General features: G+C 66.3%; 25 protein-coding genes. 19 read left to right on the forward strand and 6 right to left on the reverse strand.

The annotated features are described in order from the left end of the window. Positions 1–217: 217 nt before the first annotated feature. The 3 genes from AC07WC_RS09915 (at position 218) to AC07WC_RS09925 (ending at position 3281) form a co-directional block, all read left to right on the forward strand. On the forward strand, positions 218–1177 hold the full coding sequence (locus AC07WC_RS09915) for an HlyD family secretion protein (protein ID WP_495209847.1): 960 nt from the start codon (positions 218–220) through the stop codon (positions 1175–1177). A 62-nt stretch (positions 1178–1239) separates the two neighbouring features. Beyond that, the gene (locus AC07WC_RS09920) at positions 1240–2169 is read left to right on the forward strand and encodes an ABC transporter ATP-binding protein (RefSeq protein WP_495209944.1); all 930 of its coding nucleotides are present in this window, start codon (positions 1240–1242) and stop codon (positions 2167–2169) included. Next, positions 2166–3281, forward strand: a complete 1116-nt coding sequence (locus AC07WC_RS09925; protein WP_495209848.1) for an ABC transporter permease — start codon at positions 2166–2168, stop codon at positions 3279–3281. Before AC07WC_RS09920 ends, AC07WC_RS09925 begins: the two co-directional genes overlap by 4 nt. 47 nt (positions 3282–3328) lie before the next feature. Here AC07WC_RS09925 and miaB read toward each other — a convergent pair whose 3' ends face one another. Next, positions 3329–4789, reverse strand: coding sequence for a tRNA (N6-isopentenyl adenosine(37)-C2)-methylthiotransferase MiaB (gene miaB, locus AC07WC_RS09930; RefSeq protein ID WP_495209849.1), 1461 nt, complete (start codon positions 4787–4789; stop codon positions 3329–3331). A 119-nt stretch (positions 4790–4908) separates the two neighbouring features. Between miaB and AC07WC_RS09935 the strand changes: the two genes are divergently transcribed. The 7 genes from AC07WC_RS09935 to AC07WC_RS09965 all read left to right on the forward strand — a co-directional run bounded on the left by AC07WC_RS09935 (position 4909) and on the right by AC07WC_RS09965 (position 11732). Further along, on the forward strand, positions 4909–5865 hold the full coding sequence (locus AC07WC_RS09935) for a lytic transglycosylase domain-containing protein (RefSeq protein ID WP_495209850.1): 957 nt from the start codon (positions 4909–4911) through the stop codon (positions 5863–5865). Between the two features lie 171 nt (positions 5866–6036). Then, positions 6037–6657, forward strand: coding sequence for a ubiquinol-cytochrome c reductase iron-sulfur subunit (petA, locus tag AC07WC_RS09940; RefSeq protein ID WP_019186259.1), 621 nt, complete (start codon positions 6037–6039; stop codon positions 6655–6657). A gap of 2 nt (positions 6658–6659) precedes the next feature. After that, positions 6660–7919 (forward strand): cytochrome b, encoded by a 1260-nt coding sequence (locus AC07WC_RS09945; RefSeq protein ID WP_088433021.1) that lies wholly within the window; start codon positions 6660–6662, stop codon positions 7917–7919. 37 nt (positions 7920–7956) lie between these two features. Then, positions 7957–8658 (forward strand): cytochrome c1, encoded by a 702-nt coding sequence (locus AC07WC_RS09950; protein ID WP_495209945.1) that lies wholly within the window; start codon positions 7957–7959, stop codon positions 8656–8658. Positions 8659–8818: 160 nt separating this feature from the next. After that, complete coding sequence (locus AC07WC_RS09955) at positions 8819–9454, forward strand: glutathione S-transferase N-terminal domain-containing protein (protein WP_088433019.1); 636 nt, start codon at positions 8819–8821, stop codon at positions 9452–9454. Between the two features lie 148 nt (positions 9455–9602). After that, entirely contained in the window at positions 9603–10046 is a 444-nt protein-coding gene (locus tag AC07WC_RS09960) for a ClpXP protease specificity-enhancing factor (RefSeq protein ID WP_019186263.1), read from the forward strand. 255 nt (positions 10047–10301) lie between these two features. Next, positions 10302–11732 carry a PhoPQ-activated protein PqaA family protein gene (locus tag AC07WC_RS09965; protein ID WP_495209851.1) on the forward strand — a complete coding sequence of 477 codons (1431 nt, stop codon included), beginning with the start codon at positions 10302–10304 and terminating at the stop codon, positions 11730–11732. A 14-nt stretch (positions 11733–11746) separates the two neighbouring features. Here the strand turns inward: AC07WC_RS09965 and AC07WC_RS09970 are convergent, their stop codons facing one another. From AC07WC_RS09970 to AC07WC_RS09985, 4 genes are all read right to left on the reverse strand, one after another. After that, positions 11747–12082: a DUF3301 domain-containing protein gene (locus AC07WC_RS09970; protein WP_495209852.1), complete on the reverse strand. Its 336-nt coding sequence runs from the start codon at positions 12080–12082 to the stop codon at positions 11747–11749. 84 nt (positions 12083–12166) lie between these two features. Next, complete coding sequence (locus AC07WC_RS09975) at positions 12167–13267, reverse strand: DUF2272 domain-containing protein (RefSeq protein WP_495209853.1); 1101 nt, start codon at positions 13265–13267, stop codon at positions 12167–12169. A gap of 67 nt (positions 13268–13334) precedes the next feature. Beyond that, the gene (gene nadC, locus AC07WC_RS09980) at positions 13335–14195 is read right to left on the reverse strand and encodes a carboxylating nicotinate-nucleotide diphosphorylase (RefSeq protein WP_495209854.1); all 861 of its coding nucleotides are present in this window, start codon (positions 14193–14195) and stop codon (positions 13335–13337) included. Further along, positions 14192–14461 (reverse strand): Trm112 family protein, encoded by a 270-nt coding sequence (locus AC07WC_RS09985; RefSeq protein ID WP_495209855.1) that lies wholly within the window; start codon positions 14459–14461, stop codon positions 14192–14194. The genes nadC and AC07WC_RS09985 overlap by 4 nt, the downstream gene beginning before the upstream one ends. A 59-nt stretch (positions 14462–14520) precedes the next feature. Here AC07WC_RS09985 and purE point away from each other — a divergent pair, with 59 nt between their 5' ends. Both purE and AC07WC_RS09995 read left to right on the forward strand, forming a co-directional pair. Next, positions 14521–15024 (forward strand): 5-(carboxyamino)imidazole ribonucleotide mutase, encoded by a 504-nt coding sequence (gene purE, locus AC07WC_RS09990; protein ID WP_495209856.1) that lies wholly within the window; start codon positions 14521–14523, stop codon positions 15022–15024. Further along, a complete protein-coding gene (locus tag AC07WC_RS09995) occupies positions 15021–16169 on the forward strand; it encodes a 5-(carboxyamino)imidazole ribonucleotide synthase (protein WP_495209857.1) in 1149 nt (382 codons plus the stop codon). The genes purE and AC07WC_RS09995 overlap by 4 nt, the downstream gene beginning before the upstream one ends. A 123-nt stretch (positions 16170–16292) precedes the next feature. Here the strand turns inward: AC07WC_RS09995 and AC07WC_RS10000 are convergent, their stop codons facing one another. Further along, positions 16293–16874, reverse strand: a complete 582-nt coding sequence (locus AC07WC_RS10000; protein WP_495209858.1) for a superoxide dismutase — start codon at positions 16872–16874, stop codon at positions 16293–16295. 162 nt (positions 16875–17036) lie between these two features. Between AC07WC_RS10000 and grxD the strand changes: the two genes are divergently transcribed. The 7 genes from grxD to AC07WC_RS10035 all read left to right on the forward strand — a co-directional run bounded on the left by grxD (position 17037) and on the right by AC07WC_RS10035 (position 25637). Beyond that, a complete protein-coding gene (gene grxD / locus AC07WC_RS10005) occupies positions 17037–17357 on the forward strand; it encodes a Grx4 family monothiol glutaredoxin (RefSeq protein ID WP_495209859.1) in 321 nt (106 codons plus the stop codon). Continuing rightward, a complete protein-coding gene (locus AC07WC_RS10010) occupies positions 17354–18094 on the forward strand; it encodes an SDR family NAD(P)-dependent oxidoreductase (protein WP_495209860.1) in 741 nt (246 codons plus the stop codon). The genes grxD and AC07WC_RS10010 overlap by 4 nt, the downstream gene beginning before the upstream one ends. A 346-nt stretch (positions 18095–18440) precedes the next feature. Continuing rightward, positions 18441–21635, forward strand: a complete 3195-nt coding sequence (locus AC07WC_RS10015; protein ID WP_495209861.1) for a TonB-dependent receptor — start codon at positions 18441–18443, stop codon at positions 21633–21635. A 284-nt stretch (positions 21636–21919) separates the two neighbouring features. Further along, a complete protein-coding gene (ppnN, locus tag AC07WC_RS10020; protein WP_495209862.1) occupies positions 21920–23308 on the forward strand; it encodes a nucleotide 5'-monophosphate nucleosidase PpnN in 1389 nt (462 codons plus the stop codon). Positions 23309–23470: 162 nt separating this feature from the next. Further along, positions 23471–23986: a GspH/FimT family pseudopilin gene (locus AC07WC_RS10025; protein ID WP_495209863.1), complete on the forward strand. Its 516-nt coding sequence runs from the start codon at positions 23471–23473 to the stop codon at positions 23984–23986. Beyond that, positions 23986–24447, forward strand: coding sequence for a type IV pilus modification protein PilV (gene pilV / locus AC07WC_RS10030; protein ID WP_495209864.1), 462 nt, complete (start codon positions 23986–23988; stop codon positions 24445–24447). Before AC07WC_RS10025 ends, pilV begins: the two co-directional genes overlap by 1 nt. Continuing rightward, positions 24447–25637, forward strand: coding sequence for a PilW family protein (locus AC07WC_RS10035; RefSeq protein WP_495209865.1), 1191 nt, complete (start codon positions 24447–24449; stop codon positions 25635–25637). Before pilV ends, AC07WC_RS10035 begins: the two co-directional genes overlap by 1 nt. Position 25638: the final 1 nt, after the last annotated feature.

Consider the following 25638-nt stretch of genomic DNA (forward strand, 5'->3'; position numbering starts at 1 on the left):
CTGTTCGGCACGTCGCTACCGGGGTCATCCACAGCGCCTGTGGGTGGTCGCGCGGGAAAGGTGTGGATAAACCGCTTCGCCCCAACGCGCGCAACGGCTTCGAACAGCTGATCATTTCCTGACCAGCAGGTGCGCTGCGGCGTGACCTGTTCTTCACGGCAGGGTGCGCAAGGTGAGGATCGCGTCGTTCCACGTGCTCCCCGCGGAGGTCGGTCCCATGCCTGCATCGGTATCCGCGTCCCGCTCATGGTGGGTGTGCTGGGTATGGCTGCTGCTGCCTGGTTGCGGCCAGACCGACGCAGTGGCGCTGGGCACGCTTGAATGGGATCGCATCACCGTGCCCGCGCCGGCGGCGGAAACCATCGTGGCGGTGCATGTGCGGGAGGGCCAGCAGGTGCAGGCGGGCATGTCGCTGCTGCAACTCGAACCCACCCGCACGGTTGCCCAACTGCAGGCGCTCCAGGCCGATGCGACGCGGGCCGGGCAGGCCTTGGACGAACTGCGGCAGGGACCGCGCGAGGAAGACATCGCACAGGCGCGTGCGAACCTTGCGGCGGTGCGCGCACAGGCCGAGGATGCCGCCGCGTACTACCGGCGGCTGCAGCCACTGGGTCGGCAGCAGCTGGTGGCCGCTGCCGATGTTGATCGCGCGCGCGCAGCAGCAGGCAACGCCCAGGGGGTGGTACGCGCCTCCGAACAGGCGTTGCTGGCTCTCGAGCATGGCACCCGGGTGGAGGAGATCGCGCAGGGCGAGTCGGCCCTGCAGGCGGCGCAGGCCCAGGCCGAGACGCTGCGCAAGCTGGATCTGTTGGCTCCGCGGGCGGGCCGGGTGGATGCGCTGCCCTACCGGTTGGGCGACCAGGCCCCGGTAGGCGCGCCGCTGGCGGTGCTGCTGGTCGGCAACCGGCCGTACGCACGGGTATATCTGCCCGAACCGCTGCGGGTGCGGGTCCGGGTGGGGCAGGCCGCCACGATTGCATTGCAGGGTCGCGCGCAGACACTCGCCGGGCGCGTGCGAAGCATCCGCAGCGACCCGGTCTTCACCCCGTACTACGCGCTCAGCGGCGCGGATGCAGCGCGGCTGAGCTGGCTGGCCGAGATCGAGCTCACTGCCGACAACGATGCAGCGGCGTTGGCGCAGTTGCCGGCCGGCGTGCCGGTGCAGGTTGCGTTTTGAGCGACAAGGTGGCACCGGCGTCGCCAAATGCGCCCCCGGGCGAGGGCGGCAATGCACTGGCGATCCGCGCGCGCGGGCTCACCAAGCGTTTCGGTGCGCTGACCGCTGTCGACCATGTTGACCTCAGCGTGCCGCGCGCGAACGTCTACGGCTTCCTTGGCCCCAACGGCTCGGGCAAATCCACGACCATCCGCATGCTGTGTGGACTGCTGACGCCGAGCGAAGGCGAGATCGACGTGCTCGGCCTGCGCATCCCCGAACAGGCTGAAGCGCTCCGCTGCCGGATCGGCTACATGACCCAGCGCTTCTCCTTGTTCGATGACCTGACGGTGCGCGAGAACCTGGAATTCCTCGCGGCCGTGCAGGACATCCCGCGCGCCGCGGCGCGGCAGCGGATCGATGAGCTTGTGGAGGGCTATCGTTTCCAGGACCGCCAGAAGCAACTGGCCGGGACGCTGAGCGGTGGGCAGAAGCAGCGCTTGGCGCTTGCCGGTGCGGTGATCCAGAAGCCCGAACTGCTTTTCCTGGATGAGCCGACCAGCGCGGTCGATCCGGAATCGCGCCGCGACTTCTGGGAGAAATTGTTCGATCTGGCGGACGCCGGCACCACGCTGCTGGTCTCCACCCATTACATGGACGAGGCCGAGCGCTGCCACCGGCTGGCCATCCTCGACCAGGGCGTGCTGGTCGCCGATGGCAGCCCGAGCGAACTGACCGAGGCACTGCGAGGGCGAACGCTGGAGGTGCATGCCGCGCAGCCACGCAAGGCTCAGCGGCTGCTGGCCGCCGCGCCCGGCGTGCTGAGCGTGGCCCAGATCGGCAACACACTGCGGGTGCTGCTGGCCCACGATGGCGATGGCCCCGAGCGGCTGCAGGAGGTGCTGCGGGCTGGTGGGCAGTCAGCGGAGGTCGCCGCCGCGCCATCGAATCTCGAAGATGTGTTCGTGTCTGCCACGCGCAGGCGTGAGCCGGTGGCCGGACCCGCGCCATGAACCTGCGCCGGCTGTGGGCGATCGTGCTCAAGGAGCTGCGCCAGATGCGCCGCGACCGCATCACCCTGGCCATGATCGTGGGGATCCCGGTCATGCAGCTGGTGCTGTTCGGCTACGCGATCAACCTCAATCTGCGCCACCTCGATACAGGCATCGCCGACCAGGCCGATACCGCGGCCTCGCGCGCGCTGGTCATGGACATGGTCGCCACCGGCGTGATTACGCCCACACGGCGCGTGGATACGCCGGCGCAGTTGATGGAGTCGCTGCGCCGTGGCCAGATCAGCATCGGGGTCGTGATTCCGGCAGACTTCGAACGGCGCCGCTTCGAGGGGCGCGAGGCGGTACAGGTGCTGGTCGACGGCAGTGATACCGTCGTCCAAAGCGCTGCCATGCAGTTGGCGCAGGTGCCGCTGGACAGCACGCCGGTCCGCAACGATCGACCACTGCGCGCGGGCGCCGTGAGTGCCGCCGGCCAGATCAGCGTCGTCGCGTTCTACAACCCACAGCGGCGTTCGGCGATCAACATCGTGCCCGGATTGATCGGCATCATCCTGACCATGACCATGGTGATGTTCACCGCCGTGGCGATCGTGCGCGAACGCGAGCGCGGCAACATGGAACTGCTGATCGCCACGCCATTGACCCGCAGCGAGCTGATGGTCGGCAAGGTGCTGCCCTATGCGGCGATCGGCCTGCTGCAGACCAGCCTGGTGCTGTTGCTGGGCTTGTGGCTGTTCGACGTGCCGGTGCGCGGCAGCGTCATGGATGTGTATCTGGCCACGATGCTGTTGATCACCGCCAATCTGGCCCTGGGCCTGCTGATCTCGACCAAGGCGCAATCCCAGTTCCAGGCGATGCAGATGACGATGTTCGTGTTCCTGCCCTCGATCCTGCTGTCCGGCTTCATGTTCCCCTTCGCCGGCATGCCGCGGCCGGTGCAGTGGCTGGCGGAGGTACTGCCGCTGACCCATTTCCTGCGGTTGATCCGCGGCATCATGCTGCGCGGCGCGCGCTGGTGGGAGCTGTGGCCGGAGGTGCTGGCACTGCTGGCCTTCATCGCGGTGATGATGACCCTGGCGATCCTGCGCTTCCGCAAGCGGCTGGATTAGCGAAGGCCGACCAACGGCCGGCATCCCCTCAATCGGCCTGCACTCCGTTACGCCGTCACCATCCGCGCGCGCAGCGAATTGCTGTAGGCCTCGGTGATGACCACATCGACGAACTGGCCAACCAGGCGCGGGTGCCCCGGGAAGTTGACCGAACGCATGTTCTCGCTCTTGCCGGTCAGCTCGTTCGGGTTGCGCTTGGAGGGGCCTTCCACCAGCACGGTCTGCACGGTACCGACCATCTTTTCGGAGATGGCCGCGGCCTGCTCGTTGATCCGGGCCTGCAGGCGCGAGAGGCGCGCGTGCTTCTCAGCATCGGTGGTGGTGTCTTCCAGATCGGCGGCGGGGGTGCCCGGGCGGCGCGAATAGATGAAGGAGAAGCTCTGGTCGAAGCCCACGTCTTCGATCAGCTTCATGGTCTTCTCGAACTCGGCATCGGTCTCGCCGGGGAACCCGACGATGAAGTCCGAGCTGATCGAGATGTCCGGGCGGACCGCGCGCAGTTTGCGGATCTTGGACTTGAACTCCAGCGCGGTGTAGCCGCGCTTCATCGCCGAGAGCACGCGGTCGCTGCCAGCCTGCACCGGCAGGTGCAGGAAGTTGGCCAACTGCGGTACGTCGCGGTAGGCATCGATCAGCGAGTCGCTGAACTCCAGGGGGTGCGAGGTGGTGAAGCGGATCCGGCCGACCCCGTCGATCTCGGCGATGGTGCGGATCAGCAGCCCGAGGTCGGCGAACTCGCCGTCCCCGTACGGGCCGCGGTAGGCGTTGACGTTCTGGCCCAGCAGGTTGATCTCCAGCACGCCCTGGGCGGCGAGTTGCGCTACTTCCACCACCACGTCCTCGAACGGACGGCTGACCTCGGTGCCGCGGGTGTAGGGCACCACGCAGAACGAGCAATACTTCGAGCAGCCTTCCATGATCGAAACGAACGCCGAGGCACCCTCGGCACGCGGCTCGGGCAGGGCGTCGAACTTCTCGATCTCCGGGAAGCTGATGTCCACCTGCGACCTGCCCGACTCACGGCGCTGGCGGATCAGCTCCGGCAGGCGGTGCAGGGTCTGCGGGCCGAACACCAGGTCCACGTGCGGGGCACGCTTGATGATCGCTTCGCCTTCCTGCGAGGCCACGCAGCCGCCGACGCCGATGATCACGCCACGGCCGTTGTTCTTCAGCGCCTTCCAGTAACCGAGCTGGCTGAACACCTTCTCCTGGGCCTTCTCGCGGATAGAACAGGTGTTCATCAGCAACACGTCGGCCTCGGCCGGGTCGTCGGTGAGTTCCAGCCCTTCCGAGGCGGCGAGCACGTCGGCCATCTTGGTCGAGTCGTACTCGTTCATCTGGCAACCGTGGGTCTTGATGTACAGCTTGCCGCGCACCGGACCAGTCACCTGCGGCTTGGCGCCGGGCAGGGGGAGCAGGTCGGGGCGGGCGGCGGAGCTGGGCGGAGCAGAGGCAGGCAGGGTAGAACCGGCCGAAGTCGGCGCGGTCGAAGCTGGCGTCCCGGTCATGGCGCTTATTCCAGTCGGGTGGGCGGGCAGGCAGCCGGATGGCTGCGGTGAGCAGGCCATTGTAGCCGGGTCGGGCGCCCCCCTTGGCAATTCCTGGCGAATTGGGGACACTCCCGCTCATGAAGGGGATGTTGGGGATCGCTGCGCTGGCCTTGGCTGCGCTGACCGCTATGCCGGCCAGTGCGGGCACCCTGTACAAGTGCGTTGGCAGCGACGGCATCCCCAGCTATGTCAGCAAGCGCGTGCCCGGGGCAGCCTGCAGCGTGATCAGCAGCTACCGGCCCGACCGCAGCGCGGCGCCTCGCCGGGCGCTGGCAGCGCCGCCTGCGCCGACGCCGGCGGCCCCGATCGCCAGCGCGACACCCGCGCCGGCCCGGGCCGATTCCGCCACGGCGGCGACCGCGATCAACCCGGCCCCGGCACCGGCCTCCGTCCCAGCCACGGTGCTGACCGCGCCGCCCGCCCCGGCGGCGAGCGGCAACAAGGCAGGAAAGGTCCGCAGCGGCCAACTGTATGCCTACATGAAGGACGGCGTGCGCCACTACACCAGTGCACGCCCGACCGGCGTCGCCAGCATCGGCCAGGTCCGCACCATCCACTACAGTTTCATCGAGCGCTGCTATGCCTGCGGCGCCAACCCGGCGGTCAACTTCGGCTCAGTGCGGCTCAACACCACCGCCTACCAGACTGAGATCGCCGCCGCCGCCCGCGAGTTCGGGGTGGAGGAGGCGGTGGTCCGCGCGATCATCCATGCCGAATCGGCCTACAACCCGACCGCGCTCAGCCGCGCCGGCGCGCAGGGGCTGATGCAGCTGATGCCGCCCACCGCGCGCCGCTTCGGCGTGAGTGATTCCTTCGATGCCTCGCAGAACATCCGCGGCGGCGTGCAGTACCTGTCCTGGCTGCTCAAGCGCTTCAACGGCGACCTGACCCTGGCGGCGGCAGGCTACAACGCGGGCGAGGGTGCGGTCGACCGCCATGGTGGCGTGCCGCCTTACAGCGAGACCCAGTATTACGTGAAGCGGGTGGCCCTGTTGGCCGATCGCTATCGCGGTGCCGTGGCCAGCCATCAATGACCCATGGCGCCGGTGGTACCTGATGCCGTACTGTCGGGGTAATGTCGTTCCGTAGTACCGCGTTGTGTGGCCGACTCCGGTTCAGCTACACTCGCGGCTGATTCAATGTGGACTGGCCCCCACCGGTCTGCTGGCAGCCTCAAGCTACCTAAATCAATATCGGAGTGCCGGATGGCCAACGATGGGGTAAACGATCCAGTCAACACTGGACGTCGACGGTTTCTCTCAGCAACCACTGCGGTGGTCGGAGCGGTCGGCGTCGGATTTGCAGCGGTGCCGTTCATCAAGTCCTGGAATCCCAGCGCCCGCGCCAAACTGGCCGGTGCCCCGGTGATTGCCGACATCAGTGCGCTCCAGGAAGGCCAGCGTCTGGTCATGGAGTGGCGTGGACAGCCGATCTGGATCGTCAAGCGTTCCAAGGCCATCCTCGATGCACTGCACGGGCTGGACGGCCGCCTCAAGGATCCCGAATCGGGCGAGAAAGAACAGCAGCCCGAGTACGTGCTCAAGCAGAATCCCGAATTCCGCTCGATCAAGGCCGAGGTCTCGGTGCTGGTCGGGCTGTGCACTCACCTGGGCTGTTCGCCGGAAATGGTCGCCGAGATCCGCCCCGAGCCCTACGACCCCCAGTGGAAGGGCGGCTACTTCTGCCCCTGCCACAAGTCGCGCTTCGACATGTCCGGTCGCGTGTTCAAGGATGTTCCGGCACCGATCAACCTGCTGGTGCCGCCGCACCATTACCAGGACGACAACACCATCATCATCGGCGTTGATCCGCAGGGGGCGGCTTGAACATGGCCAATATCCTTTCCCGCACCGCCACCGGCGTCGCCGACTGGGTCAATGCACGCGCGCCTGGGCTGATGCCGGTCTACCGCAAGCACGTCACCGAGTACTACGCGCCGAAGAATTTCAACATCTGGTACTACTTCGGCTCGCTGGCGCTGCTGATCCTGGTCAACCAGATCGTCACCGGCATCTTCCTGACGATGCACTACAAGACGAACGCGGCCGAAGCGTTCGCCTCCATCGAATACATCATGCGGGACGTGGAGTGGGGCTGGCTGATCCGCTACATGCACTCCACCGGTGCTTCGCTGTTCTTCATCGTGGTCTACCTGCACATGTTCCGCGGCCTGCTCTATGGCAGTTACCAGAAGCCGCGCGAGCTGGTCTGGATCCTCGGCATGCTGATCTACCTGGTGCTGATGGCCGAAGCCTTCATGGGCTACGTGCTGCCGTGGGGCCAGATGTCGTTCTGGGGCGCCAAGGTGATCATCTCGCTGTTCGGCGCGATCCCGGTGATCGGCACCGGCCTGACCGAGTGGATCATGGGCGATTACCTGCCCAGCGACGCCACCCTCAACCGTTTCTTCGCCCTGCACGTGATCGCGCTGCCGCTGGTGCTGTTGCTGCTGGTGGTGCTGCACCTGGGCGCGCTGCACGAGGTGGGTTCCAACAACCCGGATGGGGTGGAGATCAAGAAGGGGCCGAAGGGCAACCGCTGGTCGGCCACGGCACCTACCGATGGCATTCCGTTCCATCCGTACTACACGCTCAAGGATGCGGTCGGCGCCGGTTTCCTGCTCATCATCGCCGCCTTCATCATCTTCTTCGCGCCGGCCTTCGGCGGGCTGTTCCTCGAGCACGACAACTTCACCGAGGCCAACCGCCTGGTCACGCCCGAGCACATCAAGCCGGTCTGGTACTACACGCCGTACTACGCGATGCTGCGCGTGGTGCCCAACAAGCTCGGCGGCGTGATCGTGATGTTCTCGGCGATCGCCATCCTGTTCCTGGTGCCATGGCTGGATCGGGCGCGGGTGAAGTCCTACCGTTACCGCGGCCTGCTCTCGCGCGGCCTGCTGGGCATGTTCGCGGTGTGCTTCGTATGGCTGGGCGTGATCGGCTCCGGCCCGGGTACGGATGCGCACGAAACCTACATCGGTCGCGTGCTGACCTTCCTGTACTTCGCCTTCTTCATCACCATGCCGCTATGGACCAAGCTGGACAGGACCAAGCCGGTACCGGACCGGGTGACCACGCATGACTGACCACTGGATTGTCCGGCTGGCCTGCGCGGCGGCCCTGATGCTCGGTGTCGCGGTGGCCGATGCCGCCGAGGGCGCCAAGACCCTGCAGGCCGGCAACGATCTCAGCGATCGAGCTTCGCTGCAGCGTGGCGCACAGCTCTACATGAACTATTGCTCCGGCTGCCACGCGCTCAAATACCTGCGCTACTCGCGCATGGCCGCCGACCTCGGGCTGAGCGAGGAAGAGGTCATGAACAACCTCAACTTCACCGGCACCCCGGTCGGCGAGCCGATCCCGGTGACGATGCCCAAGGCGCAGGCGGAAAAGTGGTTCGGCAAGATGCCGCCGGACCTGAGCCTGATCTCGCGGGTGCGGGGCAGCGACTGGGTCTATACCTACCTGAAGTCGTTCTACCTGGATCCGACGCGCCCGCTGGGCTGGAACAACACCGTGTTCCCGAACGCCTCCATGCCCAACCCGTTGTGGGAAATGCAAGGGCTGCAGCACGCCGTGCACGGCAAGCCGGAGAACCCCGGCGAAGACCCGCCGGTGGTCGGCCTGAAGATCGAACAGCCGGGCAGCGTCGATGCCGGCCAGTACGACCAGGCGGTGCGCGACATCACCAACTTCCTGGAGTACGCCGGCGAGCCCGCCGCGCTGAAGCGCCAGAAGCTGGGGGTGTGGGTGATCCTGTTCCTGGCGTTGCTCACCTTCCTGGCGTATCTGCTCAAGAAGGAATACTGGAAGGACGTCCACTGAGCGGTCCGGCGCCTTCCGATGTCGATCGTTCCCGTCGTGGGACGATCGACCTATTGGCTTTTGTGATGTGCGGTTGCACACTCGGGTACTGTGACGACCGTTGGCAATGGGCTGGCGGCGCCGATACGACCGGCGGTTACCGGACGTTGGAGAGCCTTTGATGGCGGCGAGCGTACGCATGCGGAATACCCTGACGCTGTTTTCCTCGAACGACGATGTCCTGTGCCATCGCGTCCGGCTGGTACTGGCGGCCAAGGGCGTCACCTATGACTCCGTGCCGGTCGACCCGCAGAACCCGCCCGAAGATCTCATCGATCTCAATCCGTACCATTCCGTGCCCACCCTGGTGGAGCGCGAGCTGGTGCTGTACGCGGCGTCGGTGGTCAGCGAGTACCTGGACGAGCGCTATCCACACCCGCCGTTGATGCCGGTCGATCCGCTCTCGCGGGCCCGCATCCGGCTGGCGATGCTGCGCATCGAGCACGACTGGGTGCCGCAGGTGCAGGCCATCCAGCTGGGCAACAAGACCCAGGCCGAGGCCGGGCGCAAGCGGCTCAAGGAACTGCTGACCAGCGCGGTGCCGCTGTTCAAGGCCAGCAAGTTCTTCCTCAATCCGGAAATGAGCCTGGCCGATTGCGCGATGGCGCCGATCATCTGGCGGCTGCAGGCACTGGACGTGCCGCTGCCGAAGGATGGCAAGTCGATCGAAGACTACGGCAACCGCATTTTCCGCCACCCCGGTTTCATCCGCAGCCTCACCGAGCAGGAAAAGAAGCTGCGCGATCTGCCGGTCTGATCCGGATCGGTGCCGCGTGCGGCACCGGCGCACTGAACGAAATCGCGGTGCCGGTACGCGCCATGGCTGACCTGCGGGTAGGCGGGCGCGTACACTTGCATCAGGCAATCCGGATCAAGAGCAGCCGAGCACGGTTCGGCTCTACCACATGACTGAAGACACTTTTCGCATGACCAGCCACCGTCCGTACCTGTTGCGGGCCCTGGTGGAATGGATCAATGACAACGACCTGACGCCGCATATCCTGGTCGACGCCGGCATGCCCGGCGTGCAGGTGCCGCAGAGCGCGGTCAAGGACGGCCGCGTCGTCCTGAACATCGCCGAGCGTGCCGTGGTGCGCCTGCATATCGACAATGAGAGCGTGAGCTTCTCGGCCCGCTTCTCCGGGACCAGTTACCCGGTGCAGGTGCCGATCTCGGCCGTGCTGGCCGTGTATGCCCGCGAGACCGGGCAGGGCATGGCGCTGCCGGATGACATTCCGGGCCACGAGCCGGGTCCGGATGATGAGCTGCCGCCGGACGATTCACCGACCCCGCCGGACGACGCACCACCCAAGCCCAGCGGTCGCCCGCATCTGCGGGTGGTCAAATAAGCCAGACATCGCCGCCGCAAGGCGGCGATGTCGTGTGGCGTGCCTGCTTAGCGCTATCCATCAATGGCGGCCGTGCTCGGGCATGTGCGGCGTTTGATGTCCTCGCATGCGCGCCGCATCGAGCCGGATTTCAGTGGTTCATCACGAAATTTGCAAGGCACTGGGTCACAGACGCGGCACAGTGTCGTACTCGCCTCTGGTTTGCCGGCAGGGCCAGCTGACAATCTCGATCCCTGAATCGAGGAGATCGGGTCGATGAGCATGAAACGTCTTCTGGCCTGTGTGCTGCTGGCCGTGCCTGCCATATCGGCGTGGGCATTTGATCCCGCTGACGTCTGGCCGCGTTATCGCCAACAGCAATCCCTGCTGCCGTTGATATATGAGCGGGCCGGAGAGGAGGCGTTTGATGGGGGTGTCCGCCGCCGGTTTCTACTGAATTCCCAGCGATGGCCCTCCCGATCCGGAAAGGGCGGGGATTGGATGCATCGTGTCGAGGTGCTGGTTCCGCACAGATATCAACCGGGCCCCGCACTTCTGGTGATCAACAATGGCGTGCTCGATGGCGGCGGCCCTCGACCTCCGGCGCCTGCCGATGATATGGCGCCGGAGATGCTGGAAACGTTGGCGCGCCAGCTTGGTATGGTTGTGGTCTCCGTTGCGGACGTGCCCGAGCAGGCCTTGCAGCTTCCCGGGGACGACCAGTTGCGTGTCGAGGATGATCTGGTCGCACTCAGTTGGCGACGCTTTCTCGATGATCCTGCGGGGCATGCACAGTGGCCATTGCAGGTGCCGATGGCTGAAGCTGCGATTCGTGCGATGGACCTGGCGCAGCGGGAGCTGACGCCTGCGCAGGCACCTTCCTTCATCGTTGCAGGTGCTTCCAAGCGGGGCTGGGCGGCGTGGATGCTACCGCTGGTGGATGACCGGGTCAGTCATCTGATGCCCTTTGTCATCGATATGCATTGGCAGGCGCTTGCCCCCCACATAGAGCGCAGCTACGGGGGCCGTTGGCCTATCGCCTTGTTTCCCTATTGGCAGCATGGCGTCACCGGAGCGTTTGCCAGTGCGGAATTTGCTGCGCTGATGCAGGTCATTGACCCTTACCGATACCTGGAAGGGCCGCTTCACTTCAGGTTGGAGATCCCCAAGTATCTTGTGAGTGCGAGTGGCGATGATTTTTTCCCGCCCGATGCCAGTCGGTTTTATCTGTCACGCCTGCCCGGGGAAACGAGTGTGCGCGTGGCCCCCAATGCAGACCATGGCGGAATTCGCCGGTTCATGGCAAGCAGTATGTTGCCGGCGTTGACCCGCTGGCGACGGGGACAAGACCTGGCTCGGGTGCATGCCGAATGGTGGTCGGATGCCATGACGCCGGAAGTGCACGTGCACAGCAGTGAGCGGCCGGTCAGGGCGGTGCTGTGGACGGCGCGGAATGATGTAGATCGCGATTTTCGATATGCCTGCGGCATTCGTTATGAAGCAAAGGACGTCGCGCTCCCGGAAATGGAGGGCCTGGTAGTGGCCTTGCCGCCTGCCGAGACCGGATGGGTCTCGGCCTTCGTTGAGTTGCACTACGCCGACGGCTTCGTCGCGACCAGCGCGGCGCACGTTTACCCGCAGAATCGATATCCCAAGCATCCACCGGCGCAGGGAGAGGGGCGCTGCAAGCTGGTGGCCGGACCCTGATGCAGTCCTACTCGTCATTCTTCGCTCCGCCGGATCTCGCTGATCCTCGCGGCCGACGGCCCCACGAACGTGATCAGCTGATCGCCGCGCAGCACCATGCGCCCGCTGTGGCGGTCCACGCCGTCGTGCGAATACTCGAACTTGAAGGTGCGCTCCCAGCCCAGCCAGCCGTTGTCCTTGCGGCACACGCGCAGGCCGGTGGCGTGCACGCTCTGGTCCAGCCACTGCACATCGGCAGCGCGGCAGGCATTGCGCCCGAGCACGCCGGCACGCTCGGCGGCGGCACGCGAGGAATTCCAGAAGGCGTAGGCGAACGCGCCGGCAATCATCAACAGGATCAAACTGGGCATCGGTGACTCGGCGCGGTCAGGGAGGTCGGTCCCTCCAAGATGGCGACGAACGCGCCGCGGATCAAGCCATGCGCGCGATCCTGATCAGGGCGTGCGCGGTGGCGGGACCGGCGGCGAAGCCGGGGCCGGGGCTGGAGTCGCCGGGATCGGATTCGCGTTCGGGACCGGCGGGCGGGGCGGCACCACGGTGGGCGCTCGCAACGGTGCCTGGGAAGCGGGTGGTGCCATCGGCGGTGCTGTCGCATCGGCAGCGGGCGGGGTCGCCGGGTCCGGGGTGCCCATCGGCACCGGCGCGGGCGCGGTCGCCACCAGTTTCAGCAGCGCGGCCCAGTCCTGGCGATTGAAGCTGCATTCCTCCTCGCGGCCCGGCGTGCACCCCAGGTCCATGCCGTCGCTCGTGCTGGCCTTCGCCGGCGGCAGCTCGATCCGCCCACTGCGGTCCAGCGAGAGTTTGCGCATCGCCACGGTGTTCATGACATTGCCGCCGATCAGGTGCAGCGTGCGATCGCCGCCCATGTTGGCGGCGATGACCACTTCGCAGTGCGATTTCCAGTGCGTGACCGTGCCGCTGCCCAGCGACTGCACCAGGCCGCTGTAGCTCAGCGTCTCGCGCCGGTCACGGAGATAGCACAGCAGGTCGCCCGGCGCGGGCTTTTCCTGTGCCGGATCGGTCATGCGGTAGGGGCCGCTGTTCTGGTAGGCGGCACGGATGTAGTCGATGTGTCGCGGCGAACGGGTGAACCCGGGCACCGAGGCGCGGGTCATGACCCATGAGATGAACGCCGCCGACCACGGGTTGTCGATCAGGAAGGCGCGGCAGTCAGTGTCGGTATAGCGCGTGCCGGGCGGGGCCATGCAGCTCGATGCGCCGGGCTGGCTGCCCATCGGCGACAACGTGCCGCTCTGCCGCCAGTAGCCGACTACACGCTGCCAGGCCACCATCCCGTTGTCGGCCAGGTGCACATCCTCGGCTTCGGTCGCGCTCAGGCTGGCGGCGCGGCCATCGCGGTCGATGAAGGGCCGGTACCAGAGGCGATGTTCATTGCAGGCGGTCCGGACGATGTTGATCGCCACCGGGCTGAGCCCGAAGCGCGGTGGCACATCGCAGACCTCGGCCGCGGATGCCTGGAGCGGCAGCAGCGCGAGCAGGGGAGACAGGCAGGCGAGAAGCGGCAGGCAGCGCATGCGTGCATTCCAGGTGGGGGCAGATGCAGCCTCGCAGACCGCATCTGCCCATACCGTGAAAGCGGCATCAGCCCTGCGGCGGATCGCCGAGCTTCAGCGACAGGTCGATGGCCTGCACGTGCTTGGTCAGCCCGCCGATGGAGATGCAGTCCACGCCGTCCTCGGCGATCGCGCGCAGCCCGGCCAGGCTGACGCTGCCGGAGACTTCCAGCGGAATCCGTCCGGCCGCGATGCGCACGGCCTCACGCCGCGTGGCCGCATCGAAATCATCGATCAGGATGCGGGTGCAGCCCACCGCCAGCGCCTCGCGCAACTGGTCCAGGTCCTCGACCTCGACCACCAGCGGCAGGGCCGGCCACTGCGCGCGCGCCGCGTGCACCGCAGCGGTCAGCGACCCGGCCGCACGGATGTGGTTTTCCTTGAGCATGACCGTGTCGAACAGGCCCAGCCGGTGGTTCTCGCCGCCGCCGCAGCGCACCGCGTACTTCTGCGCCACGCGCAGCCCGGGCAGGGTCTTGCGGGTGTCCAGGATCCGCGCGCCGGTGTCGGCCACCGCCGCGACGTACTGCGCGGTGGTGGTCGCCGTCCCCGACAGCGTCTGCAGGAAATTCAGCGAGGTCCGCTCGGCACTCACCAGGCTGCGGTTGCGGCCCCGCAGCAGGGCCAGCACGGTGCCGGCGGCGACGCGGTCGCCCTCGGCCACGCGCCAGTCGATCCGCACCTCCGGATCCAGCGCTTTGTGGGTCGCATCGAACCAGGGGCGGCCGGCGATCACCGCGTCCTGCTTGCACAGCAGGTAGGCCGTGTCCGGGCGGTCCGGGAGCAGGGCAGCAGTGACATCGCCGCTGCCGATGTCCTCGGCCAGCGCACGGGCCACATCGGCGGCCACCAGGGCGGCCTCGGGGGCCGGCACGGGGAGGTGGCTCATTTTCCCGGGAAATCGGCGATCTGGGCGGTGGCGATGGCCTCCTCGGCCAGCAGCACCGGGATGCCGTCGTCGACGCGGAACACCTGCTTGCGGTCACGGGTCAGCAGGGCCTCGCGCAGCGTCTGTGCCTGCGGGCTGCCATCGGCCTTGAGCACGGCACCGCCGCCGATCGCGCGGTTGAGCGCGTCCAGGCCGGTGGCATCGAGCAGGGACAGGGGCTGGCGCGTATCGGGCGAGCACAGGAGGTCGAGCAGCTTGCGATCCATGGATTCTTCGTCTTGCGTGGAAGACGGCTAGAATACGTCTTTAAGGCAGGTGACGGCCAATGACCCTCAACCAAACCGCGCCGCTTGTCGGCATCGTCATGGGATCCCGCTCGGATTGGGAAACCATGCAGCACGCCGCCCAGAAGCTGGATTCGCTGGGCGTACCCTATGAAGTGAAAGTGGTCTCGGCGCATCGCACGCCGGACGTGCTGTTCACGTATGCCGAGCAGGCGGGCCAGCGCGGCCTGCGCGCGATCATCGCCGGTGCCGGCGGGGCCGCGCACCTGCCGGGCATGATCGCCGCCAAGACCGCCGTGCCGGTACTGGGCGTGCCGGTGCAGTCCAAGGCCCTGAACGGCATGGATTCGCTGCTGTCGATCGTACAGATGCCGGCTGGCATCCCGGTCGCCACCTTCGCCATCGGCAATGCCGGCGCCTCCAACGCGGCTTTGTTCGCGGCCGCCATGCTGGCCTCGGACCAGCCGGCGATTGCCGAGGCCTTGGACGCGTTCCGCGCCCGCCAGACCGAAGACGTCATGGCCCACGACGACCCGCGTCGATGACCACCAGGACCGTTGGCATTCTGGGCGGCGGTCAGCTCGCCCGCATGATGGTCCTGGCCGGTGCGCCGATGGGTCTGCGCTTCGAGCTGTTCGACCCGGCCGCCGATGCCTGTGGTGCCCAGGTGGCACCGCTGCAGGTGGCTGCGTTCGAGGATGAGGCCGCCCTGGCTGCCTTCGCCGCCCGCGTGGACGTGGTGACCTTCGATTTCGAGAACGTGCCGGCGCAGAGCGCCAAGTTCCTGGCCGAGCGCGTGCCGGTGTATCCGAATCCGGATGCGCTGGCCGTGGCCCAGGACCGGCTCAGCGAGAAGACCCTGTTCCAGTCGCTGGGCATCCCGCTGCCGGCCTTCGCCGATATCCGCAGTCGTGACGAACTCGCGGCCAAGGTCGCCGAGTTCGGCATGCCCTGCATCGTCAAGACCCGCCGGCTGGGCTATGACGGCAAGGGCCAGTTCCGGATCCGCAGCGCCGCCGACATCGACGCCGCCTGGGACACCCTGGGCAGCTATGTGGACAAGACCGGCCTGATCCTGGAAGGCTTCGTCGCCTTCGATCGCGAGGTCAGCGTGGTGGCGGTACGCGGGCAGGACGGCGAGTTCCGCGCCTGGCCGATCACCGGCAACTGGCACGTCAATGGGGTGCTCTCGGCCAGTCTGGCCCCGGCACGGCTGTCGGCGGCCCAGCACGAGGCGGCCATCGGCTACGCCCGTACCCTGGCCGAGCGCCTGGACTACGTCGGCGTGTTCGCGCTTGAGCTGTTCTGCCGTGGCGATGCGCTGCTGGCCAACGAGATGGCACCACGCGTGCACAACTCCGGCCACTGGACCATCGAAGGCAGCGAGACCTCGCAGTTCGACAACCACCTGCGCGCCGTGCTCGGTCTGCCGCTGGGCGACACCCGCATGCTCGGCCATGCCTGCATGCTCAACTGGATCGGGCAGGTGCCCGACGCCGACGCCGTGCTCGCCCAGGCCGGTGGCCATTGGCACGACTATGGCAAGCAGGCGCGCGACGGGCGCAAGGTTGGCCATGCCACGCTGCGTGATGACGATGCGGCGGCGCTGGCCGGTGCACTGGAAAGCGTCGGTGGGCAGCTTGAGCGCGGCGACCAGGTTGCGCCGGTGATCGAGATCCTGCGCGGTTAGAGGTCCGGTAGTGCCGGCCGCTGGCCGGCGCTCGCTGTGCCAGATGCAAGGGGAGCCGGCCAGCGGCCGGCACTACCTGCCCGGGTGCACAGCCGGCCGCACGACCAACGGTCGTGCGCTACCTCAATCACGCAGTTGCGCGGTAACGAAGTCCCAGTTCACCAGCTTCCAGAACGCGTCCAGATAGCGTGCGCGCTCATTCTGGTAGTCGGTGTAATACGCGTGTTCCCACACATCGCAGGCCAGCAGCGGGGTGCTCTCGCCGGTCAGTGGCGTGCCCGCATTGCGCGTGGCCTGGATCGCCAGTGCGCCATTGGGATGCTGCACCAGCCACACCCAGCCCGAGCCGAACAGGCTCAGTGCCGCCCGGTCGAAGGCATCGCGCAGACGCTTGGCATCGCCGAAATGACGGGTCACCAGTTCACCCAGCCGACCCTGCGGTTCGCCACCGGCGCGCGGGTGCAGGCATTGGAAGTAGAACTGGTGGTTCCAGGCTTGGGCTGCGGCATCGAACAGGCTGCCCTGGCTCTGGCGGACGATCTCCTCCAGCGGCAGCTCGGCCAGCTCCGTGCCTTCGATACGTGCATTGACCGCCTCCAGATAGGCCCGGAAATGCCGCCCGTGATGCAGGTCCAGCGTCTCCGCCGACAGGTGGGGTTGCAGGGCGGCGCGGTCATAAGGAAGGCGAGGCAGTTCTAGGGGCATGGGCACGACAGATTGGGAGGGGAGAGCGCCGATCCATGGCGGATCGTCATCAGTGTGGCGGATGGCAGGGTGCCCACCACGCGAAGGTAGGGCATACAATGGCGGCCAGGGAAGTCTATCCGACCGGTGAGGCCGGGTTGTCCCATTGGAGGGAGAGTCGTTGTGGCGGTGATGCAGCAGATCCAGTCCGAAGTCGAACGTTACCCCCTCGTGTTGTTCATGAAGGGAACCCCGCAATATCCCATGTGCGGCTTTTCCAGCCGTGCCATCCAGGCGTTGATGGCCGCCGGCGCGATCGCGCTGCGCACGGTCAACGTGCTGGAAGAACCCGAGATCCGCGCCAACCTGCCGCGCTTCTCCAACCTGCCGACCTTCCCGCAGCTGTTCATCCACGGCGAGCTGATCGGCGGCTGCGACATCGTGCTGGAGCTGTTCGAATCCGGCGAGCTCAAGCGGATCGTCGAAGAGGCTTCGCAATCGTGAGTGCGGTCCCGTCCGTGGTGGTCGGGACCGGATCGCTCGCCGATCGCGTCATTCTTATCGCCGGGGCCGGGGGAGGCTTCGGCAGCGCCGCGGCCGTCGCCTGCGCACAGGCCGGGGCAACCGTGGTCCTGCTGGGGCGCAAACCCCGCCGCCTGGATCGCGTCTATGCCGCCGTCGAGGCCGCCGGTCCCGAGCCGCTGCTGTATCCGCTGGATCTGGAAGGGGCTGGCCCCGACGATTACGCGACCCTGGTCGAGCGCCTGCAATCCGAGCTCGGCCGTCTGGACGGCGTGCTCTACTGCGCGGCCGATTTCGCCGGGCTGACGCCGTTCGAGCTGGCCGACCCGGCCGCCTTCGCCCGCGCCGTGCATGTGAATCTGACCGCGCCGGCCTGGCTGGCCCAGGCCTGCCTGCCGCTGCTGCGCCAGCGCGAGGATGCCGCGCTGGTGTTCACCGTGGACGACCCGGCGCGGGTAGGGCAGGCCTATTGGGGTGGCTACGGCGCCGCCCAGCACGGCCTGCGCGGCCTGATCGCCTCGCTGCATGACGAGCTCGGCCGCAGCCCGGTCCGGGTCAGTGGCCTGCAGCCGGGCCCGATGCGTACGGCGCTGCGCGCCCGCGCGTTCTCGCTCGATGAGGACCGAACCGCCCGGGACCCGGCCGACTGTGCCGCCGCCGCAGTCCTGCTGCTGTCCGCGGCCGGCGCCACGCACCGCGGCCAGATTCTCGACGCCTGAGGGCGTCACCCGCAGGGCGCCCGGTACCGGGGCGCCGCCCGGCCCCCAGCCACTCCACCCATGCTGAAACCCGTTGGCAGCCTGCATTCAGGCGGTCACGGACAGATGTGAAGATGGCGTCACGATCCCGTTGTGATGGCGTGTGTTTTGTCTCTAATCCGTCACAATCCGAGGCTATCGTGTTAATCTAGTGTTAACCGTTGCGGCTGAAACCAGCTCGCGGCTAGGGAACCCAGATAAAAGTCCAGTCAGCCGCCAGCAAGGCTGCTTGGGCGCGTTTTTTTCTCCGCCATCGCCAATCTCGCATCGAGGCTACTCCCCAATGACCCACTCCCGTTGTCTCCGGATGTCCAAGCTGACGCTTGGTCTCGTGGCCGCACTTGCCGCCGCTCCCGCCTTCGCCCAGAGCACCTCCGCCGGTGTCGGCGGTCAGGTCACGAGCGCTGCAGGCGCGCCTGTCGCTGGTGCCGAAGTCACCATCACGCACACCGAGTCGGGCACGATCAGCCGTGCGACCACCGATGCCGCGGGTCGTTACAACGCGCGCGGCCTGCGCGTGGGTGGTCCGTACACCATCACCATCACCAAGTCCGGTGAAGGCACCAAGACCGAAGAAGGTGTGTACCTCGGCGTCAACCAGACCGGCACCGTCAATGCCGCCCTGACCGGCGACCTCGCGGCGACCAATCTGGAGGCAGTCCAGGTTGTCGCCGTTGGCGGCGGCTCGGAAGTGTTCAGCACCACCAAGATGGGCTCGGGCACCAACATCAGCCAGCAGCAGATCGAAACCGCGCCGTCCATCGGCGGCAACATCCAGGACCTGATGCGCCTGGATCCGCGCGTGACCTTCATCGATCGCGCCTCCGGCTCGATCTCGGCCGGTGGCCAGAACCCGCGCTTCAACTCGATCAACATCGACGGCGTCTCCGCCAGCGACACCTTCGGCCTGGAAGGCAACAACATGCCGACCCGTCGCCAGCCGGTCGCGATGGAAGCCATCGAAGCGCTGGACATCAACCTGTCCAACTACGACGTCAGCATCGCTGCCGCCGCCGGCGCCACCGTCAACGCGGTGACCAAGTCCGGTACCAACGAATTCCATGGTTCGGTGTACGGCACCTACCGTGATGGCGACTGGTTCGGCGACAATCCGGAAGGCCAGCCGTTCAAGGGCTTCACCAAGGAAAAGACCTACGGCATGACCCTGGGTGGTCCGCTGGTCAAGGACAAGCTGTTCTTCTTCGCCAACTACGAGAAGTTCGAGCAGGCCGCGCCGGGTGCCGATCTCTCGGGTACCGCGCTGGGCAAGGCCAACGCCAACTTCAATGCGGCCGATGTCGCGCGCGCCCAGCAGATTGCCAAGGATGTCTACGGCTTTGACGCCGGCGGCATTGAAAGCAACGGCGACACCGATCTTGAAGAGTACGCGCTGAAGCTCGACTGGAACATCAACGACAACCATCGCGCCAGCATCCGTTACAGCAAGCTCGAGCAGAGCAAGCTGCGCATCAACGGCATGAACTCGACCTCGACCGCGTCGCTGAGCTCGTACTGGTACCAGCACGCCAAGACCAACGAGAGCTATGTCGCCCAGCTGTTCAGCGACTGGTCCGACAACTTCTCGACCGAACTGAAGGCGTCGTACCGCGAGTACTCGGCGATCCGTGAAGTGTCGACGAGTGCGCCGAGCATCCGTATCTACTTCCCGCGCAACGCAACCACCCCGCAGGGTGATTCGCTGTACCTGGGCACCGAGGCCAACTCGCAGGACAACATCCTGCAGACCAAGGCGTGGAACTACTACGCTGCCGGTACCTGGACCCTGGGCGACCATGACGTGAAGTTCGGTGCTTCCTACGACACCAACGACGTCTACAACTACTACGGCGCCAATTCGTGGGGCACCTACACCTTCTACGGTCTGGACAACTTCGCTGCCGGCCGCTGGCAGACCTACAACCTGGCCCAGGAAAACGCGCCGGGCTCGATCGCCGCTGATTACAAGTACAGCAACCTGGCCCTGTTCGTGCAGGACACCTGGTACGTCAACAACAACCTGACCCTGACCTTCGGCGTGCGCGCCGACCGTCCGGACACCAGCCCCTCGCCGCAGTTCAACCAGAAGGCGCTGGACGTCTTCGGCCTGAACAACAGCCAGGTGTTCGAGAGCAAGTTCCTGATCCAGCCGCGTTTCGGCTTCAACTACAGCTTCGACACCGATCGTCCGACGCAGCTGCGTGGTGGCGTGGGCCTGTTCCAGGGTGACTCGCCGCAGGTGTGGATCAGCAACAGCTATTCCACCACTGGCTTCAACTACACCGCCTACAACATCACGGGTGGTTACAACGGTCAGCCGTTCAATCCGGACAAGGACAACCAGCCGATTCCGGCCACCCCGGGTTCGGCCAAGCAGAACGTCAATTTCGTCGGCAAGGATTTCAAGCTGCCGTCGATCTACAAGGCCAACCTGGCCCTGGATCACGAACTGCCGTGGTACGGCCTGGTCGCGTCGGCTGAAATGCTGGTCACCAAGGTCAAGGATGGTCTGTACTACCAGCATCTGAACCTGGGCCCGGGCCGCCAGATCGGTCCGGACGGCCGCACCAACTACTATGCTCCGTCCACCTACGGCAAGCTGTGGGGCACCGGCGGCGTGCGTGACGGCGCCAATGGCGGCTTCGACAACGTCTACCTGATCGACAACACCGACAAGGGGCGCACCTCGCAGTTCACGGTCTCGCTGAGCAAGCCGTGGAGCGCCGACAGCGACTGGTCCTGGAACCTGGGTTACACCTACACCGATGCCAAGGAAGTGGGCACGCTGACCAGCTCCACCGCCAGCTCGGGCTGGGGCTACCAGTATGCCTTCAACGCCAACGAAGAAGCCCTGAACACCTCGCGCTACGAGATCAAGGACCGCATCTCCGGCTCGTTGAACTGGAAGCACAAGTTCTTCGGTGACTATGAAACCAAGGTGGGCCTGGTGTACGAAGGCCGCAGCGGCCGTCCGTACAGCTACATCTATTCGACCGACGCCAATGGCGACGGCCGCAACGGCAACGACCTGTTCTACGTCCCCAACCGTGGTGAGGTGCTGTTCGGCAGCCTGACCGACAAGGGTGTGTTCACGGCCGATTCGGAGATGGAGAAGAACTTCTTCGATTGGCTGGCCGCCAACCCGGATCTGGCCAAGTACACCGGCCAGGTGGCACCGGCCAACAAGTTCCGCACCGGCTGGATCAACACCTTCGACATCCGCATCAGCCAGCAGCTGCCGGGCTTCATGAAGAGCCACAAGTCCGAGATCTGGGTGGACATCCAGAACGTCGGCAACATGCTCAACAAGAAGTGGGGCAACATCTACGACTACGGCTTCTACGCCAACGCCCGTGTTGCCGCTCTGCAGGGTATCTACGACGGTAAGTACGTGTACAACTTCACCGGCGCGGACACCCCGAGCGTGGCCAACCAGGATGCCGACGGCTTCGATACCGGTGTCTCGCAGTGGTCGCTGCAGCTGGGCTTCCGTTACCAGTTCTGATGAACTGAGTTAACGACCCGCGTTACATCCGGAACGGCCAGGGCAACCTGGCCGTTCTGCTGTCCGGCATCCGACCGTGCCGACGCACCAATCATGCCGCGGTGCTTGCTCAGCCCGCGCGATAGGCCTATGATCAGCCGGTTTCGCGAAAAACATGCAACTGCGGCGGCCCCGGAAGCGGCGCCGGGGCGCCACACATCCAACGGTCGGGTTTCCCGGCCGTTTTGCTTTTTAAGGGGGCAGCGGTACAGTCGGTAACCTTGAGGAAAGCGAAAAAGATGGACATGACGATCAACGAAAAGCCGGCGCGGACGCTGCCGGTGCAGGACGCGCGGATCTACCCGCGCGGTGGGCTGGATGTGCTGTCGCGCGCTGAAGTGGCGCGCCTGCGCGATGCCTCCGGTGGCGGCATGCACGAGCTGCTGCGCCGCTGCGCGCTGGCCGTGCTGACCAGCGGCAGCGCCTCGGATGATCCGCGCGCGGCGCGCGATCTGTATCCGGATTTCGACATCCAGGTGGCGCAGCAGGACCGCGGCGTGCGCATCGACCTGGTCAATGCACCGGCGATGGCATTCGTGGATGGCGAAATCATCCGCGGCGTGGCCGAGCTGCTGTTCGCGGTGGTCCGCGACCTGGCCTACATGGCCATCGAGATGGGCCCGGCCTACGCGGCCGAGCTGGAGTCCTCCGAAGGCATCACCAATGCGGTGTTCGGGCTGCTGCGCAATGCGCGCATCCTCAACCCGGGCGACCCGAACCTGGTGGTCTGCTGGGGGGGGCACTCGATCGGCCGCGATGAGTATCTGTACACCAAGCAGGTCGGCTACGAGCTCGGCCTGCGCGGCCTGGACATCTGCACCGGCTGCGGCCCGGGTGCGATGAAGGGCCCGATGAAGGGCGCCACCATCGCCCATGCCAAGCAGCGCAAGAGCACCACGCGCTACATCGGCCTGACCGAGCCGGGCATCATTGCCGCCGAGTCGCCGAACCCGATCGTGAACCACCTGGTGATCATGCCGGACATCGAGAAGCGTCTCGAAGCGTTCGTGCGTATCGGCCACGGCATCATCGTGTTCGCCGGCGGCGTCGGCACCGCCGAGGAGATCCTGTATCTGCTGGGCATCCTGCTGCGCGACGAGAACAAGGACCTGCCGTTCCCGCTGATCCTGACCGGCCCGACCGTGGCCGCGCCGTACTTCGAACAGATCGACCGCTTCATCCGCCTCACCCTGGGTGAGGAGGCCGCCAGCCGCTACGAGATCATCATCGGCGATCCGGTGGCGGTGGCCCGCCTGATGGCCCAGGGCATCAAACGCGTGCGCGAGCACCGCCTGGCGCAGAAGGATTCGTTCTTCTTCAACTGGTCGATCGAGATTCCGTGGGAGTACCAGCAGCCGTTCGTGCCGACCCACGAGGCGATGGCCGCGCTGGACCTGCACCACGGCCGACCGCCACATGCCTTGGCCGCCGATCTGCGTCGCGCGTTCTCGGGCATCGTCGCCGGCAACGTGAAGGAAGACGGCATGCGCCGCATCGAGCAGTTCGGGCCGTTCGAGATCCACGGCGATGCGGACATGATGCAGGCCCTGGACGAGCTGCTGCGCGGCTTCGTCGAGCAGCGCCGCATGAAGATCTCGGGCGAGTACCAGCCCTGCTACAAGGTCATGGCCTGAGGGCCTGACCGGAGCGGTGGCGGGCAGGGGGCCCGCCGCCGATCCACGCGGGTGTCAACCGATTGACGCCTGTCGCCTCCGGGCGACCGTTCGTCCTGCCGCCGCTTGCTGATCGGTGGTGGGTCGTTCATCTTCCGTGTCATCAACGCTGGGGAGCGTTTCATGTCATTGCGCCGGTCCAACGGCTTCACACTGATCGAGTTGATGGTCACCATCGCCGTGCTTGCGATCCTGATCACGCTGGGCATGCCGAGTTTCCAGGGCGTGCTGCGTTCCAACCGCGCGGCCACCACCACCAACGAATTGATGGCCTCGCTGGCGCTGGCGCGCAGCGAGGCGCTGAAGAACACCCGCGGCGCGGGCGTCTGTGCGTCCTCCGACGGCACCAGCTGCGACGGCGACAGCTGGGGAGACGGCTGGATGGTGTGGTCCGATGCCGATGGCAGCGGCACCTTCGAAACCGAGGAGCAGGTGCTGCGCTACTCGGCCGGCTCGTCCAGGATGCTGGGCAGCAAGGACAACCTGGTGGTGACCTTCGACGGCCGGGGCCGCAATCGTGCCGCCACGGCGCTGGACATCACCCTCAAACCGGACGAATGCGGCGACCAGCCGCTGCAGCGCACGCTGCGGCTGTCGGCGATCGGGCAGGTACGTGTGGAACGGGAGAGCTGCAAGTGATGGCGAGACACCTTCGGGCGCGGCGCGCGGGGCAGGGCGGCTTCACGATGATCGAAGTGCTGATCGCGATCGTGGTGATGAGCATCGGCCTGCTCGGGTTCGCCCTGCTGCAGACGATGAACGTGCGGTTCGTGCAGAGCGCGAATTTCCGTACCCAGGCGACCAACCTCAGCTACGAGCTGCTCGACCAGATCCGGATCAACCGCGTTGCCGCGACCACCTATGTGGGCAGCTACGCAGCCACCACCAAGGCGGCCGATTGCAGGTCGCCGATCGGGGCGCAGATCACCAAGGACCAGTACATGACGGATTGGCGCTGCCGGTTGGGCAAAGCCCTGGGCGACGAGGCCAGCGCGACCGTCACCCGTAACGGTGACGATGTGACCGTCAGCGTGAGCTGGGGGGATGCGCGTTGGCTGGATGCGGCCGACACGACCTTCTCGGCGAGGACGCAGCTGTGATGCGCGCGCCTTCCTTCCGCGGCTCCGCCCGCGGCCTGTCACTGGTCGAACTGATGATCGCCATGGTCATCGGCCTGGTCCTGCTGCTGGGCCTGATGCAGGTCTTCGCGGCCTCGCGCACGGCATCGCGACTCTCCGAGGGGCTGGCGCGGGTGCAGGAAAACGGGCGTTTCGCGATGGATTTCCTGCAGCGCGACCTGCGCATGGCCGGTCACTTCGGCTGCGTGAACGATCAGAGCCATAACGTGCAGAACCCGGGTTCGATGCACACGACGTTCGCCACCGGCGGGCATCCGGCGCTGGACTTCATGCAGTCCATCCAGGGCTTCGAGGCCGCCGACACCAAGCCGGGTGATCCACTGACCCTCAGTGCCACGCCGTCGACCGGCAGCATCGAGTACACCCCGGCGCTGCCGACGGAGTACGCCGCTGCGCTGACCAATCGCGTGGATGGCAGCGACATCGTCGCGCTCCGCTTCCTCGTGCCGGACGGCGTCCCGGTCACCCTGGTGTCGGGAACGGATGACAAGCCGGTCTTCAGCTTCGACAGCTCGCGGTGGGCGGTGCTCCAGAGTGGCGTGGAAGAGCCTGGCCTGTTCGGTGTGGCCGATTGCCTGACCGCCACCCTGTTCCAGGCACAGGCAGTGAGTGCCTCCGCCGGCACCGTGACCTTCGAGTCCGCGCCCAACAATGCGGGCAGCTTCACCTCGCTGTACACCCCGGGGCAGTCGGTGCTGTACCGCGCGGAGAGCGTGGTCTATTACATCGGATACGACGCCACCACCCGGCAGAGTTCGCTGTACCGCGTCCGTTTCTCGGCCAAGCCCGGCGAGGCACTGGCGGCCGGCACCCCCGAGGCGCTGGTTGAAGGCGTCCGCAACATGCAGCTGTTGTATGGGCAGGACCGTTCGCTCAGCGCGTCGTCGCCGCCGACCGGGTACATCGATCAGCAGGGCACCGCCGCCGACGTGGACGCCTCGATCACCCCGGCAGCGGACGGCTGGCGTCGGGTCGGTGCCGTGCAGCTGGGCCTGTTGCTGGAGAGTCCGGACCCGTCGGCGGCCCCCCAGGCCAATGCCGATGCCGCGTTGACCGCCTTGGGGGTCACCTTCACCGCGCCGCGGGACGGTCGTTTCCGCACGGTCTATCAGACCACGATCGCCGTCCGTAATCGCCTTTATGGCAATTGAG

This window comes from Stenotrophomonas sp. GW821-FHT01H02A (assembly GCF_059422145.1).